Origin of the sequence: Rhodococcus sp. A14, from assembly GCF_011603105.1 — a bacterium.
GTDB classification, from domain to species: Bacteria; Actinomycetota; Actinomycetes; order Mycobacteriales; family Mycobacteriaceae; genus Rhodococcus_F; species Rhodococcus_F opacus.
Genome location: NZ_JAAOQS010000079.1, coordinates 24,605 through 43,078 on the forward strand (window position 1 = coordinate 24,605; position 18,474 = coordinate 43,078).

General features: G+C 62.3%; 19 protein-coding genes and 1 pseudogene. 7 read left to right on the forward strand and 13 right to left on the reverse strand.

The annotated features are described in order from the left end of the window. The first annotated feature begins 37 nt into the window (after positions 1 to 37). From fabG to G9373_RS31620, 3 genes are read left to right on the forward strand one after another with little or no spacing between them, the layout of a single operon-like run. Positions 38 to 769, forward strand: coding sequence for a 3-oxoacyl-ACP reductase FabG (fabG, locus tag G9373_RS31610; RefSeq protein ID WP_167118716.1), 732 nt, complete (start codon positions 38 to 40; stop codon positions 767 to 769). Positions 770 to 794: 25 nt separating this feature from the next. Further along, complete coding sequence (locus G9373_RS31615) at positions 795 to 2,591, forward strand: acyl-CoA dehydrogenase (protein WP_167118719.1); 1,797 nt, start codon at positions 795 to 797, stop codon at positions 2,589 to 2,591. Between the two features lie 19 nt (positions 2,592 to 2,610). After that, on the forward strand, positions 2,611 to 3,372 hold the full coding sequence (locus G9373_RS31620) for an SDR family oxidoreductase (protein WP_167118723.1): 762 nt from the start codon (positions 2,611 to 2,613) through the stop codon (positions 3,370 to 3,372). Positions 3,373 to 3,449: 77 nt separating this feature from the next. On the opposite strand, the gene G9373_RS31625 is transcribed toward G9373_RS31620, so the two are convergent. The 3 genes from G9373_RS31625 to G9373_RS31635 all read right to left on the reverse strand — a co-directional run bounded on the left by G9373_RS31625 (position 3,450) and on the right by G9373_RS31635 (position 4,761). Then, on the reverse strand, positions 3,450 to 3,995 hold the full coding sequence (locus G9373_RS31625) for a hypothetical protein (protein ID WP_167118726.1): 546 nt from the start codon (positions 3,993 to 3,995) through the stop codon (positions 3,450 to 3,452). A gap of 3 nt (positions 3,996 to 3,998) precedes the next feature. Further along, positions 3,999 to 4,466, reverse strand: coding sequence for a hypothetical protein (locus G9373_RS31630; protein ID WP_167118729.1), 468 nt, complete (start codon positions 4,464 to 4,466; stop codon positions 3,999 to 4,001). A gap of 124 nt (positions 4,467 to 4,590) precedes the next feature. Next, positions 4,591 to 4,761, reverse strand: a complete 171-nt coding sequence (locus G9373_RS31635; protein WP_167118732.1) for a hypothetical protein — start codon at positions 4,759 to 4,761, stop codon at positions 4,591 to 4,593. 215 nt (positions 4,762 to 4,976) lie between these two features. On the opposite strand from G9373_RS31635, the gene G9373_RS31640 reads away from it, so the two are divergent. Then, positions 4,977 to 5,471 (forward strand): N-formylglutamate amidohydrolase, encoded by a 495-nt coding sequence (locus tag G9373_RS31640; protein WP_167118735.1) that lies wholly within the window; start codon positions 4,977 to 4,979, stop codon positions 5,469 to 5,471. Positions 5,472 to 5,690: 219 nt separating this feature from the next. Here G9373_RS31640 and G9373_RS47830 read toward each other — a convergent pair whose 3' ends face one another. Beyond that, complete coding sequence (locus tag G9373_RS47830; protein ID WP_346842875.1) at positions 5,691 to 5,792, reverse strand: YegP family protein; 102 nt, start codon at positions 5,790 to 5,792, stop codon at positions 5,691 to 5,693. A gap of 24 nt (positions 5,793 to 5,816) precedes the next feature. Between G9373_RS47830 and G9373_RS31650 the strand changes: the two genes are divergently transcribed. Continuing rightward, positions 5,817 to 6,515, forward strand: coding sequence for a hypothetical protein (locus tag G9373_RS31650; protein WP_167118738.1), 699 nt, complete (start codon positions 5,817 to 5,819; stop codon positions 6,513 to 6,515). A gap of 440 nt (positions 6,516 to 6,955) precedes the next feature. Beyond that, a complete protein-coding gene (locus G9373_RS46895) occupies positions 6,956 to 7,591 on the forward strand; it encodes a hypothetical protein (protein ID WP_240960847.1) in 636 nt (211 codons plus the stop codon). Between the two features lie 89 nt (positions 7,592 to 7,680). On the opposite strand, the gene G9373_RS31660 is transcribed toward G9373_RS46895, so the two are convergent. The 9 genes and pseudogenes from G9373_RS31660 to G9373_RS31695 form a co-directional block, all read right to left on the reverse strand. Next, on the reverse strand, positions 7,681 to 8,601 hold the full coding sequence (locus G9373_RS31660; protein WP_095870514.1) for an AEC family transporter: 921 nt from the start codon (positions 8,599 to 8,601) through the stop codon (positions 7,681 to 7,683). Positions 8,602 to 8,603: 2 nt separating this feature from the next. Then, positions 8,604 to 9,992 carry a malonate decarboxylase subunit alpha gene (locus G9373_RS31665; protein WP_346842874.1) on the reverse strand — a complete coding sequence of 463 codons (1,389 nt, stop codon included), beginning with the start codon at positions 9,990 to 9,992 and terminating at the stop codon, positions 8,604 to 8,606. Positions 9,993 to 10,033: 41 nt separating this feature from the next. Next, positions 10,034 to 10,210, reverse strand: a pseudogene (locus G9373_RS46900) (malonate decarboxylase subunit alpha); the annotation flags it as partial. 201 nt (positions 10,211 to 10,411) lie between these two features. Continuing rightward, complete coding sequence (ribA, locus tag G9373_RS31670) at positions 10,412 to 11,644, reverse strand: GTP cyclohydrolase II (RefSeq protein ID WP_167118741.1); 1,233 nt, start codon at positions 11,642 to 11,644, stop codon at positions 10,412 to 10,414. A 345-nt stretch (positions 11,645 to 11,989) separates the two neighbouring features. After that, positions 11,990 to 12,790, reverse strand: a complete 801-nt coding sequence (locus G9373_RS31675) for an enoyl-CoA hydratase/isomerase family protein (protein ID WP_167118745.1) — start codon at positions 12,788 to 12,790, stop codon at positions 11,990 to 11,992. Continuing rightward, a complete protein-coding gene (locus tag G9373_RS31680; protein ID WP_167118748.1) occupies positions 12,771 to 13,958 on the reverse strand; it encodes a CoA transferase in 1,188 nt (395 codons plus the stop codon). Before G9373_RS31680 ends, G9373_RS31675 begins: the two co-directional genes overlap by 20 nt. Next, the gene (locus G9373_RS31685) at positions 13,958 to 15,115 is read right to left on the reverse strand and encodes an LLM class flavin-dependent oxidoreductase (protein ID WP_167118751.1); all 1,158 of its coding nucleotides are present in this window, start codon (positions 15,113 to 15,115) and stop codon (positions 13,958 to 13,960) included. The genes G9373_RS31680 and G9373_RS31685 overlap by 1 nt, the downstream gene beginning before the upstream one ends. A 26-nt stretch (positions 15,116 to 15,141) precedes the next feature. Beyond that, on the reverse strand, positions 15,142 to 16,488 hold the full coding sequence (locus G9373_RS31690) for an MFS transporter (RefSeq protein WP_206032823.1): 1,347 nt from the start codon (positions 16,486 to 16,488) through the stop codon (positions 15,142 to 15,144). 37 nt (positions 16,489 to 16,525) lie between these two features. Then, on the reverse strand, positions 16,526 to 17,047 hold the full coding sequence (locus G9373_RS31695) for a flavin reductase family protein (protein ID WP_167118754.1): 522 nt from the start codon (positions 17,045 to 17,047) through the stop codon (positions 16,526 to 16,528). Between the two features lie 146 nt (positions 17,048 to 17,193). Here G9373_RS31695 and G9373_RS31700 point away from each other — a divergent pair, with 146 nt between their 5' ends. After that, positions 17,194 to 18,423, forward strand: a complete 1,230-nt coding sequence (locus tag G9373_RS31700; RefSeq protein ID WP_167118757.1) for a PucR family transcriptional regulator — start codon at positions 17,194 to 17,196, stop codon at positions 18,421 to 18,423. Positions 18,424 to 18,474: the final 51 nt, after the last annotated feature.

The window sequence follows — 18,474 nt, forward strand, 5'->3', positions numbered from 1 at the left end:
ACCCCCTGACAACACTAAACCGAAAGCAAAAAACGCAATGGGCAACATCACGTACGACTTCACAGGCAAATCCGTCATCGTCACCGGCGCGGCCCGCGGCATCGGGCAGGCGATCGCGAGACATTTCGTAGAGGCACAAGCGACCGTGTTCATGGTCGACTTCGACAAGGATGAACTTGCCAGCTCGGCCGCAGACGTCGGTGCAATCGGAATCCCAGCGGACGTCGGCGATACCGACAATGTCGAACACGTCATTTCGACCGTTGTCGCCGAGACCGGCCGCGTCGACATCGTCGTCAACAACGCAGGAATCCTGCGCGACAAAGTCCTGTGGAAGCTCACCGACGACGACTGGAATCAGGTCCTGCAGGTGCACGCGGGAGGTACTTTTCGGTTTACCCGCGCAGCGGCCCCCCACTTCCGCAAGCAGGAATTCGGGCGCATCATCAATATCACGTCGTACACCGGGCTCCGAGGCAACCGCGGACAGGCGAACTACGCAACAGCGAAGGCAGGGATCATCGGATTCACCAAGACTGCTGCAAAAGAGTTGGCTGCCTTCGGAGTTACGGTCAATGCGATCTCGCCCAATGCAGCCACACGCATGACCGCCACGATCCCGGAGGAGAAGCTCTCCGAGCTCACCGGTCCGATCGCCCGGCTCGCGGACCCATCCGAGATGGCCGATGCCATCTGCTTCCTCGCGTCGGAGGAAGCCGCGTACATCACGGGCGTCGTGCTTCCCGTCGACGGCGGGGTGTCGATGTGACGGAGTACAGGATTCGGAGATCTCGATGACCGACGTACTGTCACGACGCGACTTGGACTTCTTGCTGTACGAGTGGCTTGATGTGGTTTCGCTGACATCGCGCGAACGGTTCTCCGAGCACTCGAAGGACACATTCGCCGCGGTGCTCGAACTCAGCGCGGACATCGCCCACAAACATTTCGCACCGCACAACAAGAAGTCCGACGCGAACGAGCCGACCATGTCGCCAGACGGTTCGATAGTGATGATCGCGGAGGTAAAGCAGGCTCTCGACATCTACTCCGCGGCTGGACTACTGGCCGGACAGTTCGACGAGCGCGTCGGGGGCATGCAGTTGCCGACGACTGTGTCCCGCGCTGCGATGGCGTGGTTTCAGGCCGCCAACGCCTCGACCTCGTCGTACCCGTTCCTCACCATCGCAAATGCGAATCTGATTTCGACCCACGGCACCGACCAGCAGGTCGACGACTACGTCCGCCCGATGATCGAGGGCAGATACTTCGGAACCATGTGTCTGTCGGAGCCGCAGGCCGGCTCGTCGTTGACCGACATCACCACTCGTGCCGTGAAACAGGACGACGGCCGGTACAGACTCACCGGTACCAAGATGTGGATCTCCGCCGGCGACCACGAGCTGACTGAGAACATCATCCATCTCGTCTTGGCAAAGGTTCCCGGCGGCGGGTCTGGGGTGAAAGGAATTTCGCTGTTCATTGTCCCGAAATTCTTACCCGGCCCGGACGGAGAACCCGGCATCCGCAACGATGTGACGCTGACCGGCCTGAATCACAAGATGGGCTTTCGCGGAACCACCAACACGCTCCTTGCCTTCGGTGACGGCACGCATCAGCCGGAGGGCGACGCCGGGGCGATCGGTTTTCTCGTCGGCGAAGAAAATCGTGGGCTGAGCTATATGTTCCACATGATGAACGAGGCGCGGATCGGCGTCGGGTTCGTGGCCATCGCCCTCGGCTACGTCGGCTACCTGAAGTCGGTCGAATACGCAAAGACTCGGACACAGGGCCGGGCACTGGGCGCAAAAGATCCGTCCTCGCCTCCAGTCGCCCTGGTCGAACACGCCGATGTGCGCCGCATGCTGCTGGCGCAGAAGTCCTACGTCGAAGGAGCGCTGGCACTCGGCTTGTACTGCTCCTACCTGGTGGACGAACACGACAGCGCCGACAACGAGGCGGATGCGTCCAACGCGACGTTACTGCTCGATGTATTGACCCCGATTGCAAAAAGCTGGCCGTCACAATGGTGCCTGGAGGCGAACAACCTCGCCATACAGGTTCACGGAGGGTATGGCTACACACGGGACTACGACGTCGAACAGTACTACCGCGACAACAGGCTGAATCCGATTCATGAGGGTACTCATGGAATACAGGGCCTCGACCTGCTCGGCCGCAAGGTCACAATGCAGGACGGCGCTGGACTGAAGCTACTGGACTCGAAGATCGCGGCGACCGTGCAACGAGCACAGGCGATAGGCCGAGACGCCGAGCGTTACGCGACCGAACTGGCCTCTACCTGGAGCCGAATTGTGGACCTGACATCCACGCTCTGGGAATCAGGTGACCCCTCTCTTGCACTCGCCAATTCGACCATCTACCTGGAAGCGTTCGGGCACACCGTCATCGCATGGATGTGGCTCGAGCAAGTCATCGCCGCGGATGGTCAGGCCGGCAACTTCTACGATGGCAAGCGGCAAGCGGTCCGGTACTTCTACGCCTACGAACTACCGAAGGTCGGACCGCAGGTGGAGTTGTTGGCGAGCTTGGACAGAACGACACTCGACATGAACCCCGCGTGGTTCTGATCCGCGGGAGCGCAGACGGATGACTATCCTCGACAGATTTCGCCTCGACGACCGCGTCGCGATCGTCACCGATGCTTCATCGGTGCTAGGCGCGGCCCTGGCAAAAGGACTGGCCGAAGCGGGCGCAGACGTAGTCCTCGCCGCTCCTCGCACGGACGGACTCCACGAAACGGCCGACATCGTCCGCCGTTCAGGTCGACGTGTACTGACGGTTCCCACCGACATCACGGATCCAAGCCACTGCACCGCTCTGGTCGAAGCAACACTGGACAAGTTCAGAAGAGTCGATGTCCTGGTCAACAACGCCGAACTCGTGACCGTGGGACCTGCGATCGGCGAGAGCGTTCACGAATTCCGATCCGTGATCGATGTGAACCTACACGGTTCCTACTGGGCAGCACAGGCATGCGGGCGAGTGATGCAACCGGGGAGCTCAATAGTGAACATCTCAAGCATCCTGGGAATCACGAACACGGGCATGCCGCAAGCTGCTTACAGCGCGAGCAAAGCCGCCATCGCCGGGATCACCCGCGACCTCGCGCAACAATGGGGCAGCCGAAAAGGCATTCGCGTCAATGCAATTGCACCAGGCTTCTTCACAAATGCCATCAGCAGGAAATACCCAGAGAGCAACATCGAACAACTGGAAAGACGCATGCTCCTCGGACGAACCGGCGAACCAGAAGAGTTGGCGAGTACGGTGGTGTGGCTCGCATCCGAGGCGGGCGGCTACGTCACCGGACAGACGATAGTTGTCGACGGCGGCATGACCATCACTTGAGCAGCGTGCACCCCTTCTACATCGGGAGGTTTCGACGTCGGCGACACCGATCGTGTACTGCTCCCGCTCGAGTCGGGTCACCAACTCGGGCACCCACGGCGTCCAGGCCATCGATGATCGCATCTTTCTCCCACCGACAATGCTTGTGCCACAGCAGTTTCGAGTACCAGATTCGATTCGATGTGCACCAGCGCGGACAGCTCATTCGGATAGAACCGGCTGGGCTGCCCCGGCTGCGCCTGAAGTACCTCGGGCAGGAACTGCTGCAGCGAGCCATCCTCTACTGCGGCCGCGCGGAGGCGGAGTTTGAACTCGTCCACATCCAGATGCCGCCACCCCTGGGGGTGCTCCCCCACCAGGTGGGCTTGGGCGGTGGATTTGCCGGCACCGGGTGGGCCGGCCATCAGAATCCCCACCCGGTCGCGACGCACCTGTGTGCGCGATGCTCGCCAGTCCGCAAGGATCCGCAACCACGGCCGGGTGGGGACAGGTTCACCCTTGATTCTGCGGAAGTACCGGCGGTCATTGATCGTGGCGTGCGGGGCGTCGACCGTCAGCGGGCCGCCCGGGGTGGACAGTGAGGTGAGGAAGGCACGGCGATCCTCGAATTCGTGGGTCGGCACAGGTCAGTCGGCCAGTGCTTCGAGGATCAGGTCGTAGTCCTCATCGGTGAGGAACCCGTGGGTCAGCGCGCGGCCCACCTGGTGGTTGAAGCCACCCTGCGTCTGGGGGCGGACATCGTCGACGTCGGGGTAGCCGGTCGGCGCCGTCGACGTGTCGTACTCCCAGCCGATCAGCTCGGCGCGCATCGTCTCCGGATCGATCTCGCCGGCCGCGCACCGCGCCGCGACCTCATAGGCGTTGCCGCCGTGGGTGCCCGGGCGCACATCCGGGGCCTCGACGCGGGCCCGCTGAAGCATCTGACTGATCGCCGGCTGGCTGACGCCGTTGACCTCCGCCAACCGTGTCTGGGTGACCCCGCCCTCGTACAGTTGCCGCAGGTTACGGAGAAAACCGATATGCGCGACCACCTCACGTGCCCGGTTCTCGGCCATGCTGGAGAACAACCGGTCCCGGTCCATCATGATCGTCATAACCCGAACCTCCTCTATAAGCAATCTTATACCCGCAGTTCCAGGCCGTAAAGTCCGCGACGACCGCCGCGGGACACCCTGCGACTCGTGGGCGGCGGCCCCTCGCCGATCCGCACCGAAGGAATCAGGTCGGATCCCACGGCAATGGTTCGAGACTGTTGAGTTCGTCGAGCACCTGATCGAGGGCGGTGGTGGGTATCCGGAAGTCTGTGCCTTCCGACGCCCGGAGGCGGTCACGTACGTAGGCGAGCACGGCGAGGTCACGCTCGAGGTCGGCTGCGGTGCGGTCGCTCACGGACCCATCCTGCCCCGAGCCGGTTGCGATCAGAATCGTGCCGCCCCGGATGGCGCCGAGAAGAACGCAGCACGGCCTTCGTCGGCGAACACTCTGCTCCTGGGGACATGCTGTCACCGCAGGTCAGATGCCCCGCCCTGCGAACCAGTCCTCGCCCGGGCGAACCACCGGTCGTCCTGCCGGCCGGGTGTGTGCGGGCCCCGTACTGTGTGCCCATGTCCGCACGCCCCGGCAGCAACCGCACCACCGACGCCGCGCTGCCGTCCCTGGCCACCGACGACACCTCAGCGGCTCCCCACATCATCACAGCGGCGGCCCGCACCGGAACGGACATCGAGCTGCGGATTCACACGTCCGTCGCATCGTTCGACGTCGCGGCCGAGGAGTGGTTCCCCGCGGCGGCCGGGTTCGCCGTCACGGTCATCGTGCATACCGTCGACGCGCAGACGGGCGAGCCGCGGTATCTACCGCCCGCCGAACCAGCTGAGTGGGCGCGGGCGATCTCCACCGCCGGCGCCGCGCACGGCTACTTCCTCGGCGCCGTCGACCCGAACACCGGCACCCACCGGCGCGGGCAGCTCGCCTACCGCCTCTACCTCGACACCGACCGGCAGCCGATACCCGTGCCGCATCAGCTGGTCACCTGCCCGCACTACCTCCCACCTGGCCTCGACGGCAGAGCCGAGATCACCATTCCCACCACGGCCTGACCTCACCGTAGAAACCGGACGCCGCGGCGCCGACACAACTCGGCCACACAAGGTCGGCCAGGGGCCATCGGGAAAGCCTGCGAACGAAGACCTTTCGGGTCACCGACCGCAATCACGGTGATCGTGCGGCCACCCTTCGCCACGATGACGACTTCCGAAGCTTCATACCCTTCCCCATCCCCGCCGGCCACACATCGCGCCGTCGGCCACGCCCTCGGGTCAGGTCGAATCCTCGGTGGGAGCGGAGGCGGCATTGTCCTTGATCGACGCAATCCCGTTCTGGGCCGCCGCCTTCGAGGTGCATCCCTGGCTGGCCGCGATACATCGACGCTCCGGTTAGTTGCGATGGTCCCGGACGACAGGTTCATCACGGTGATCCCGGACGACAGGCTCATCACGGTGATCCCGGACGACAGGCTCATCACGGTGATCCCGGACGACAGGCTCATCACGGTGATCCCGGACGACAGGCTCATCACGGTGATCCCGGACGACAGGCTCATCACGGTGATCCCGGGCCACCGGCGGCTCCGCGACCGGTGGCGGATCGACAACGGGTGGTTCTTCGACCGGCGGGTCGGCGACCGGCGGTTCTTCGACCGGCGGATCGACAACGGGTGGCTCCACAAACGGCGGATCGGCCACCGGCGGCGGATCCGCGACCAGCGGTGGCGGGGGCGAACCGGGATCCGCGGGGGCCGGGCCGACGACCGGGCCCGGGTTCACAGGGGCCGGACCGGGGTTCGCAGGGGCCGGGCCGACGACCGGTCCCGGGATCGCGGCGGCTGGGCCGGGGTTCGCGGCGCCATCACCGGACGGGTCACCCCCGACGCCTCCTCCCACAATCACACCACCATCGGACCCGACGATTCCGGGAACGGTGCCGGGGATTTGCGTCCGCGCCTCCGTGATGTCTCTGCCGGGCTGCGGGGCGCTTTCGGGGACGACCTGCACAGTGGTGCCGTGCTCCCGGCCGGGAAGCGCAATGCCGCGCAGCTCGTCGTCCGCGAGGACGATGGCAGTCGTCGCGGCCAGGGAAATTGACAACGCCGCGAGGGAGCCGATCGCGATGCGAGCGCCGGTATTTCGAGCCATAAAAGTGCCTCCGACAGGGGGTACGGGATGTGATGACAGGCCCTATCCTGCGGCCCCGACAAACGTCGGGACAGGCACCCGAGGGTCACTGTCGCCCACCCCGACGGGGCGCGCCTATACCCATCGGCGTAACTACAGCGCCCCGGCACTGGTTCACCTTTCGACATCCTGTGTGAATGTCCGCGTGCGGGTTTTCGAATCAGTTTCACAGGGTAGTAATGCCTCCCTTGCCAGGGCAGGCGGGCGCGGCGCCCGAGGGTCCTGGCCGGGGCTGCCGGTGGCTATGCGCCACTGCACGATCGGCCACGACCTCCACATGACACCCGCGCGACCAGATCGAAAGGCTATTGCATCTGGTGTGTCCGACCAGCCCAATACACTGCCACCTGATGGACACTGCACGCATCACCGTCATCCCTGAGTTCGGCCTCATCATGGCCGAAGACCTGGTCAACCTCGACCGCGACTGGGTCGAATCGGTCCGCACCCATTTCGTCTGCGAGACCGACGGTTGCGATGCCCGAGTCGTCGCAGTCATCGGTCGCCCACCACTGCAACGCCGAACACCGCACTTCCGCTCTCACCCCGACGCGGTGCACGAACCCGAATGCCCCTACGCCGACGTCGTCGTCGAAGCCACCGGCAACGGCGGCGATCCCGAGAACCCGCTCACCGGCCGACACTCGTACCCCAGCCGGCTCGTGCCCCTCACCGAGCGGACCGTCACCGATCCCACCGGCGACGACACAGCCGACCATATCCGCAGCGGACCGACCTCACGCCGCACCAGAGGAAACGGCTCCGGCGCAGTCGACCATCACACCCGCGGAATCGCCCGCACGATCCGCCCACTCTGCCGGACCTTTATCGCGCACCCCGATCACCGGCGAGACATGCTCATCGACATCCCCGACATCAAGGCCACCCACTACCAGTTCGCATTCAAACGCCTACGCAAACATGGCGACCCGGACGATCCGGGACAAAAGTACGCCCGTCGAGCTCAAGACCTTCCGTGTCGATGACGCTAAATCCACGATCCGTGCCGATTGAGCGATGCAGTTCCGCCTTCCGAACCTCCCCATGGGTACCGGAGCGTACAGGCATGGTCGGGTCAGGTGCCGAGCGCAGTCAGCATCAGCGGCAGAGTCGCGAGCGCAAGGATCGTCTGCACAGCGGTGATCGAACCCATCAGTTGAGCATTGCCGCCCATCCGTGTAGCGAGGATATAGGCGGACGGCGAGGTGGGTACCGCGCAGATGATGATGATGCTGTCGAGCGCGACGCCGCGGACACCGAGCAGAGCAGCGATGCCGACCGCAGCGAGCGGGAGGGTCCCGAGCTTGAGGATCGACGCGAGTGCTACGTGCGGGAGGTCCGTGCGTCGCAGGCCAGCCATTACGGACGCGCCAGCAACCAAGGTTCCGCAGGCCAGGGCCGGTGCCGCAAGCGTCGAGATCGTCGATGCAGCGTACCCGGGAAGTCTCATAGCGAGCAGATTGAGCAGCAATCCCGCGAGGCATCCCAAGACCAGAGGGTTGGTGCACAATGCCCGTACCAGGGGGACACGGCTCGCTTGACGGTCCTGGTCACCGAAGACCGACAGCGCGGTCACACACACGATGTTGACCGTCGGCACCATCACCGCGGCGGCGAGTGCGAATGTCGCCACCCCGTCCTGGCCGTGCAGCGCGAACACGAGACTCAAGCCGATATAGGTGTTGAGGCGTGTGCTTCCCTGGATCATCGACGTCAGTGCCGGGCCGTCGAGGCGAAGCGGGCGCCGGCACACGATCAGGATACCGGTCATGACTGTGACCGGAACGATTACCGCGGCGGCGATCGGCAGGACCGGCACCGTGCTGAGGTCGACGTCGGCGAGCGAGTGCACGAATAGTGCCGGTGTGAACACGAAGTAGGTCAGGGACTCGAGTCCGCGCCAGAACGCCGCGTCGGTCAACACGTGCCGTCGCAGGGCGAGACCGAGTACGAGAAGCAGGACTATCGGGACGATGGCGGTACTGACTGCTGACACATCTACACCCTCCTGGCGGGTGGGATGTACAGACCGTCCGACCAGGTGATGAGATCGTCGAATGTTTGCGCGGCCAGTAGCTTTCTGCTCGCATCTCCTCGATTGACACCGATGTCCTCAGGGGTTGCGATAAGACCGTCCCGCCGCATCTGCTCATCTCGCGACCGATCTCGGGACAACGCAAGCGGCGTCGCTCCAGCTGCCCAGGACACGGCAGCTTTCCGCTCTTCGAGATCTCTGGCCTTGTGCAGGTAGGCGACACCTTGTTCAGTGACAATATGAGTGATGTCGTCACCGTAAATCATTACCGGTGCAGCATCGAACCCTGCCTCGCGACCTACCTGTACGGCGTCTAGTGACTCGACGAAATGTGGAACGCCTTTGCTGCTTTGGGTCTGCACTATCTGGACAACTAGCTTGCGGCCGCGGCCGTCGTTTGATTCGGCCATGCTAGCCCATGCTGGTGAGCTGTGCCGTCGACCTCCAGGGTTGTTCCCGAGGTTCGGGGCTCCGCCGAATCCCGTGATCCGGCCGGCGGTGACAGTCGAGGAGTTCCCAAGGGAGTCTATTTGCAGTGTCGAACCGATGAACATGTCAGTGCCGTAGAGTCCTACCGTTTGAGCGGCCATTCGATTCGAACGCAGTGTGCCGTCCGCTCCAACGGGAAAGACCGTGGGCCGGGCATTGACGTAGTCGTTCATTCCGACTTCTCCTCCGAACGGCATCACGGATCTCATCCAGCCGGTCTCGATCGCCGGAATGAGTGTGGGGTGGGGATTGACGGCCCAGTCGAGACAGATTTTGCCTCTCAGCCCTAATGACTCACCGTATGTCGGAAGAAGTAATTCGATCGCTTCCGTGTTGTATCCGATGCCATGGTTCAAAGACGTCACCGAATGGCGCTCATACACTCCCCGGATGGCGGTCATCGCCATCAATACCTGGGTGTCGGTGATCTTCGCAGGGTCCCGGGTGAACAGCGCCTCGAGGTGATAGGGGCGGTCGGCTTCGACTACGACATCTACCCACGTGCCGGGTATATCGACGCGGGGCAGGTCGGCGGTATTGACAATTTCGTTGACTCGCGCGATCACTACACTTCCGCGAAACGTTTTGGCCTCCACGATTAACGGCGTTTCTTCCGTGTTGGCGCCGGTGTAGAGATTGCCATCAGTGTCGGCCATTTCCGCGGCCACCAACGCCACCTGGGGGGCCAGATCGAGGTACATCCGTGCATACAGCTCGAGGTAAGTATGGATTGCGCTCGTCTGAAGCGTATCCTCAGTAATCGCTCGTACAACCTGTTGTGGCAACGGTCCGCAATATGCAAAATCCGCGCGGCGTGCGAGCCCCGACTCGAACAGATCAAGATGTTCCTGGCCGTGAGACACGGCATCACCATGTGAAGATCGTGGATACGACGAGGACTTACCTGCGCGAGTGAACGAGACAGGTAATCTGCTTGCTTCTGGTTGTTACCTTCGAGAGCGACCCGGTCCCCTGGTTCGAGCACTCGCTGCAGAGCGTCCACGGTGGAGGCAGGGTCGAGCACTTTCCCTTGCATCATCTGGGCTATTGAGCGAAGGCGCTCGTTTCTGGTCCGTGGCATGGGTCGGCTCCGAGACTGGGTAGAGGCGCGAATGACGCCGTTTGGTTCACTTTGCTTGGGGTACGTTGTGGTGGCTCCCGGCAGGCGGCGGCGCCGTTGGGATTTCGGATCCCTTCTCGCGGAAGCCTTCAAGGCGCCTCAGGCGTAACGGCCAGCCTTACAACGTGATTGGGAACGCATCACAATGCCCGTCCTCGGCTTCTATGACGGCAGTGCCCGAGGAAGGTCGAGAAGGTGGCCCATGCGGTCTCGCTTAGTGCGCAGGTAGCTCAGATTGTCCGGGGTCACAGCCGGGGGCAACTCGACCCGTTCGGTGACTTGTATTCCGCCGGACCGTACTGCCTCCACCTTGTTCGGGTTATTGGTGATCAGCCGGATCTTATCGACTCCGAGGTCCTGAAGTATCGCTGCGGCCACACCGAAATCGCGGCTGTCTACGGGAAGGCCCAACCGTAGGTTGGCTTCAACGGTGTCACATCCAGCCTCTTGTAGAGCATAGGCAGACAGCTTGAGACCGAGTCCGATACCACGTCCTTCATGCCCCCGCATGTAGATGAGAACACCGACCTCTTCCGCGACGATGGCCTGGAGCGCTGCGTCGAGCTGGTGGCCACAATCACATCGGCGGGATCGAATGAGATCCCCGGTCAAACACTCGCTGTGGATCCGCGTCAACAGACCGCTGGACCCTAGTGCGACCTCTCTAATTTCACCGTGAGTGAGGACCAGGTGCTCAACGCCATCTGCGTTTGACAGGTAGGAACGTACCTCGAAGTGTCCGTAATCGGTTGGGAGATTAGCTGAGCCACCGAATCTGACGGTCGTCTCGGTGTTCCGGCGATGCGCGATAAGGTCAGCGATCGTGATCATGGGGATGTTGTGGTCGGCCGCGAATGCGGCGAGGGTCTGACCGGACATAGGGACACCATTGTCGGCAACAAGCTCAGTGATCACCGCGACCTCACGGCAACCGGCCATCCGTACCAGGTCGACGGATGCCTCGGTATGCCCATCGCGTTCCAGGACACCCCCCGGGCGAGCGCGTAACGGAAACACGTGGCCGGGACGCCGCAGATCTTCGGGACGGGTGTCTGGTGAGGCAAGAGAGTGGACTGTCTTTGTACGGTCTTTCGCCGAGATGCCCGTTCCCGCTCCGATAGCATCGACCGTGATCGTGAACGCGGTGCCGTGGTTGTCAGTATTGACTGGCACCATGAAGTCCAGCTTGAGGCGATCGGCGATCTCGTTCGACATCGGTGTGCACACGATTCCGCTGCCGTGGCGAAGGAAGAATGCCATGTCATCGCCATCGAGGTACTCAGCCGCCATGACGAGGTCGCCCTCGTTCTCCCGATTTTCGTCGTCGGCGACCAAGACCATGCGGCCTCGCGCAATCGCCTGCACTGCCACGCTGATGGCGACCTGTGAATTCATCTCGTACTCCATTGCTGAGTGTTGGTAAAGGGCACCCAGTTCCGCCTCGACCGGCGTTGGTACCGGTGTAGGTGCGGTCGTGGTTCTGAGACTGCCCACATGACCTTGTCGCGGTGACCTTCCGCCGCGGCCTGGTGGCTCGCAGCAAGGCTTGTTGAAACGTGATCCTCGACGTGGAGTCCGGGACCAGTAAGTTGGCGGCCGAGCCGGGGTCCAAACTCAGCACCCGTTGCGTGTCGTTCTCGCCTGGCGTTCTGCTGTCCGCACTTGAAATGATCCGAGGCGGAGGGCCGGCACCAGGTAGTTATCTGTGACACCGACACTCCACGTCAGGTTCGGTACGGCTCAGTCCCGCGAGGTGGACCGCACCCCGCCGCGAGGGTCAAAGCGGCCACCGTCGAGATAACGCGCAAGTCGAGTGCGCAAACCTGGCCGGGCTAGCGAGGACACGAGAGTCGCCATGTCGGCATTGTCGTCAGTTTCCGTAGCAGTGGAAGTCCGCTCGAGCACCATGGTCACCGATGGCGTATCGAGACCAGCTGTGGCTGCGACGATCTTCTCTACCTCTGCCTGCTGGTGCTCGCGCGGAACAATGACGGTCGCAAGCCCTAACCGCAAGGCTGTCGAGGCATCTACATCGCGAGACTCCAAGAGGAGATCCCGGGCCGCGTGGGGTCCGACGATCGCGGCAAGATGCCGGGTACCGAGGGCCACCCCGAACCTGAACCCTGGAAATCTCATCGAGGTTCCTGGATCCAGCAGTCGGTAGCCGCAGGCGGCGACGATGTCGGCGCCGGCCCCGACCGCCTTTCCGCTCACACAGGCCACGGTGAGAAACGGTGCCCGGCGCAGCCGTTGGAGTAGTTGTTCGATTCGGACGAAGCGGAGTAGCAGGTCTCCCTCAGAGCCGTCCAGAACTCCCTCCATGTCGAAGCCACCACAAAAGTGGCGGCCTTCGCTTCGCAGTACAAGTACCCGGGTGTCTTCGGCGCTCACGTTCTCGAGCACCTCCAGGAGTTGTTCGACTGTGGCCGCGTCGAGCGAGTTTGCCCGCCGCGACCGGTCGATCGTCACGGTGACGACCTCTCGTGATCGTTCGACACGCACATCGCCGGTCTTCTTGGAATCATCGATCGCAACGTTCATCGAGCCACTCCTTCATTACTTCGTCGTTGTGTTCTCCCAGCATGGGAGGGGTTCGTAGTTCTGTTTCGTGACCTGTGATCGGCACCGGGAAGGTGATGGTGTCGGTCATGACTCCGTTGGGCAGACTGAGCGGCTTGACCAGTCCCATTGCCGCGACATGCGGATCGGCGAGGATTTCGGAGAAGGTGTTGATCGGTGCGCAAGGCACACCGGCTTCCTCGAAAGCGGCCAACCACACTGTTGCCGCTTTCTCCAAGAACCGGGTGGCGAGAACCTGGGCGAGGGTGTCCTGGTGGCGGGCCCGCAACTCCTGAGTTTGGAACCTTTCGTCATTCACAAGTTCGGGCAGGCCAACGACATCGCAGAATCGCTTCCACAAGTCGTGAGTTCCCGCTGCCACCACGAAACTCTTGTCCGAGGCCTGGAAAGCCCTATAGGGCGCGTTACGCGGATGGGCCGAGCCGAGGCGGCGCGGATCATTACCTGTGCCAAAATACTCGCTTGTCTGTAGCGCCGAGATCCCTAGGAGCGTGCCGAGCATGGAGCAGTCAATTCGCCCGCCTTTCCCGGTACGTGTCGCGCGATGCACGGTGGCTGCGATCGTGTATGCGGCGTAGAGGCCGGCAACGAAGTCGCCAACGGGTACTCCGCATTTGACCGGCTCACCGTGTTCATCGCCGGTGACGCTCATTAACCCGGAGATGGCTTGTACGGTGACGTCGAATGCGCCTCGCCGGGAATAAGGTCCGACCTGGCCGTACCCGGAGATTGAACAGTAGACAATCTTCGGGTTGGTGTCGGCAAGCACGTCGTAGCCTAGGCCGAGACGATCTAGTGTTCCAGCACGAAAATTTTCGACAACGACATCGGCCGTGCGGGCAAGTTCGAGAACCGAGGCTTTGTCATCGGGCGATTTCAGATCGAATGCGACGCTGCGCTTGTTGCGGTTGATGGAGGCGAAGTTGCCGCTGTAGCGGGACGGTCCCTCGGGTGCATCCATCAACGGGGGCCACTGGCGCATGCCATCGCCATCACCGGCGCGCTCGACTTTGACGACGTCCGCTCCCAAATCGGCGAGCAAAGATCCGGTGAACGGGCCGGCAGCTATCTGCCCGAATTCGAGCACGCGCAGCCCTGCCAAGGGGGCTTCGGTCGTGTTGGTGTGCATCACGCACCTGCCTTCCGCAATCCGGCCTCGACCATCAGGGGCATGACCTTCTCACCAAAGATCTTCAGATCGGGCAGATAGTCGTAGAAGTTGACCTGCATGCCATCGCAACCAGCGTCGTTCAGTTTCACGAACCACTCGACGATCTGCTCGGGGGTACCTACCAGGTGGACGTTGCCACCGACGACCCACTGTGCCCGACTGTGGCCACGCCAGGACGCGTTGTCCCCGCCCGTGAACCCGGCGACGAAATTGTCCGCGGCGATGGGGTCCTCGTTCTCGAGGATGGCGTGATACGCCGCCCACGCCTCCTTCTCGGTCTCGCGGCAAATGACGTGCGGATTGATTACAGTGCGAACGTCGCGACCGTGTGCCCGGGCAAGGTCCTTGATCTTCTTGTTGTGTGCGGGCAGTGTCTCGACGGCCCGGTTAGGATCCGCACCACCAGGGCTGGTGATGAAAATCAGATCTGAGTATCGTGCGGCGTATTCGAGACCAGCCGGTGAGGACGCGGCATTGACCATGACCGGGCGCCCGTGGACGGGCTTGGGCAAAATGTGCGCGTCCTGCATGGACCAGTGCTTGCCCTGCATCGTCACGTTGTCATCGCTCGCCCAGAGCGTTTCCATCATGTCGGTGAATTCGGCCGCCATGGAGTAGCGCAGTTCGTGTTCGATCGGGTCGAGCCCGAACATCCGGTACTCGCTGGGCTTGTAGCCGGTCACGACGTTAAGGCCCCAACGACCGCCGGAGATGTGGTCGATGCATGCGCCGTACTTCGCGAGATGGACCGGATGCCAACCGTAGAGAACATGCACGGTGCTGATCAGCATCAGCTTTGAGGTTTGGGCGGCGAGTGCGGCCGAGCTGATGAGCGGATCGAGCTCGTGCTCACGGAAGTTCGTGTCGCCGCCGTACCCGCCTTTGCCGAGCCACTGTCCAAGGCCGAAGGCGAGGTCGAAGCCGTACTTCTCCGCTTCGATCGCGCACTTGGCGTTGTACTCGTAGGTCCAGGTGGTGTCACGGGGCGCGGACGACGGGCTCCATGCGCCCTCCTGCAACGGCAGGAATAATCCCAGGATCAGCTTGTTTTCCATTGCTGCGGTCAGCGGCGAACTGGGCGCCAGCGCGGTTGCCGGGGTGAGTGACGTCGACATTGGTCAACCTTTTCTGCGTAGGGTGGTTAGGAAGCTGTCTGCCAGTCATGTACCGGCATCGGTGTGTCGTGCGTGTCTGTTGCGTCGTCAACGCTCGGCATGAAAAACAGTGCCAGGAAAGCGATTAGACACATTCCCATCAGATAGAGAGCGATTGGCAGCGTGGAATTGAAAGTGGCCATAAAGGCAGTGGCAATCAGTGCAGCTGGGCCTCCCGACGTGATCGAGGACAGCTGGTAGCTGAGCGAGGCGCCGCTGTAGCGAACTTCGGCTGGGAAGCTTTCAGCGATGAAGGAGCTCTGCGGTCCGTACTGCATGTCGTGGACGACAAGCGAGAGTACGATCCCCGCAACCATGAGTGCCGTGATACCGGAATTGAGCAACCCGAAGTATGGCAACGCGAAGAGGAACATCACGATGATGCCGATTTGCAGCATCCTCTTGCGACCGATTCGGTCGGACATCGATCCCCAGAACAATGTACTTCCCAGCGAGACCGCGGCGGCGAGCATCACCGCCAGCAGCATGGACGACCGTGTCTGTCCGAGCGAGGTGACGCCGTAGGTGAGCACGAAGGTTGTGAAGATGTAGAAGGACGCGTGCTGGCCCGCTCGCATCAGCGTCGCCTGCAGGACTCTGCGCCAGTGGTGGCGCAGCAGGTAAGCGACCGGTGCCTGGCGGATCGTGCCGTCTCGTTTGGCTTCCTCGAACGAGGACGTTTCCTTTACCCGCAACCGCAGGAACAGCGCGAGACCGGTCAGCAGGAAACTGAACAGGAACGGAATACGCCATCCGAACGATTCATATGATTCCTGGGGAATCATGCGGTTGGCGGCTTCGGTGACAATGGTTGCGGTGATCAGTCCAAGCGGGCTGCCGAATTGCGGGAGACTTCCCGTGAACCCCCGTTTCCCCTTGGCTGAGTTCCATTCGGTGGCCATCAGGACCGAGCCACCCCAATCACCACCGACGCCGATGCCCTGGACCACGCGCAGGGCCACCAGGATCACAGCGCCCCAGATCCCCACCATGTCGTAGGTTGGGGTCAATCCGACGAAGAACGTACCGAATCCCATGAGCAATGTTGTGACGATCAAGACTCCGCGGCGGCCGATGCTGTCACCGAAGTGCCCGAAGATCATCGCGCCCAGGGGGCGGGCCACGAATCCGGCGAAGAACGTACCGAGCGCTAAGAGCGTCCCGGCGTAGGGGCTGCTGGAGGGAAAGAAAAGGTGGTTGAAGACCAAGGCTGCGGACAGCCCGTAGACGTAGAAGTCGTACCATTCGATGGCACTGCCTGCGGTCGACGCTATCAGTGCGCGGCGAGCCATCTTTGAATCAGATTGGCTCTTGTTCTCATCGGTACTCGGCATCCGAGTTCTCCTGTTTGTGGACATTGATGGTGGGTGGTCAAGCCGCAAGCCGGCGGTGGCGACCGCGGAAGAAGACCAGCGGCTCGCCCGGCGCGTGCTCGGCGTCGAGGACGCGACCGATAAATAGGGTGTGGTCACCCGCGACCTGGACGGTTTCGACGGCGCACTCAAGCCAGCCCAGGGCACTGTTCAGGATCGGCGTGGCAGTCTTGCCCCGACGGTAGGAGATCTGATCGAACTTGTTCTCGGAGCGGCTGGCGAAGAGCGAGGACATTTCACTCCCCTCGGCGCTGTCCGGCAGGATATTGATCGCAAATGAGCCGGCTTGTTCGATGGCCGTTCGGGTGCGAGAAGTGTGTGCCAGAGAAATCAGCATGAGTGCCGGGTCGAGGCTAACGCTCAGAACCGCATTGGCAGCACACCCGTGCGCTTTCCCGTCGGTGGAACAGGTAATGATGGTGATGCCTGTAGCGAACGTGCCCGCGACGGCACGCAGCACGCTCTGCTCGATTGCGTCAGCCAATACCGTCGTCGTGCTGGCATCCTGGTGGAGCGACATTTGACTCCTCCTGTTCGGTTCGGATTAGGGTTGTGCCGGTCCGCACTAGGCGGAGAGGCCTTCAGGCGTGATCGTGATTACATAAGTTTCCCGCCGCGCCACCTCGGCGTCATCGGAGACATCACACCCTCGGGAGGGCGGTACTTGTGACAAAGTCACAACCCGATGCAGAAGACTTCGACCGCGTTGGTCGGTACGTCACGGAAACGATCTGTGCGGCGAATCCCGACTACGCCAACCTTCCCCCAGCAGTGATTGCGGATGTCGTGGAAACGAACGTCCAAAATGCGCGCATATACCTCCACGCCGTAGTCCACCAAAGCCGGCCGTCGAGCGAAGAGCTCGCCGCGTTGGCCGACGCCGCCCGTAGGAGGGTTCACCAAGGTGTGCCACTCGAGGGAATGCTTCGCGCCTACCGAATTGGTGCCCGCGCTATGTGGGAACAATTCAGCGTGAGCAGGTCGGATCTAGATCCTTACGTGCTCACCGACTACACACTTCGCTACATCGATTGGGTCAGCAGCGAGGCTGAGCGCGCCTATCTGACCGAACGCGACAATCTGCTCGACTCGAGGATTGAAGCAACGCGCTTGTTGCTCTCGCGCATTGTGGCGGACGACTTCGATACCACCGACGAGCGCCATGCCGCAGTCCGTTCTGTCGGGTTAGATCCCGAACAGCCGCATGTCGCAGTAGTAATTGGGCCGACTCGGCGGGCGAGCAGCACCCTGGACGAAATTCTTCTTGAGCTTCTCCAGGCGTTCCGGCGCCTCATCCCGGGCGCTACCTCGGCGCTGCTGCGGCGCGGCGTGATCATTCTTGTTCCGACCGCAGCAACCAGCGGAATCGAAGCACTGGTAAATCAGGCACTCCTTCAGTCGAAGGCTGGTTCAGACGACGTCAGCGCGGGGCTGAGTCGGCCCGCGCCCACAGCCGAAGGCCTAGCCGCGGCCGTCCGCGAAGCGGAGCGTGCCCGCGCTCTCGGCGAGATCCTCTTTCCCAAGGGCCAAGTGCATACGTACGAGGCGACGGGCTTCTTCGATCTATTTCGGCAAGGCCCACCAGTCGACACCTTCGTCGCGACCGTCCTCGGCGACCTGACCGGGACCGAGCGGACCAGCAAGATCGATCTGGTCCACACACTGTATGTGTACTTTACTCTCGGAATGAACAGGAGAGCAGCCGCAACCCAGCTCGGCATCCACCCGAACACTCTTGATTACCGGCTACGCCAAGCCGCCAAAACCTCAGGGATGGATCTGACTTCGCCGGAACGCTCTTTCCGCTTTCAACTCGCCGTTCGCCTGTTGCCGCTGTGCACGCAAACAGAGGAACTCGAAGTCAAAAGCGAGGTCACCCAGTTTCTCTTTGAATAAGCAACCGCCGTAACACTTCTCCGATCCGGTCCGATCGGATCGGGTCGGGTC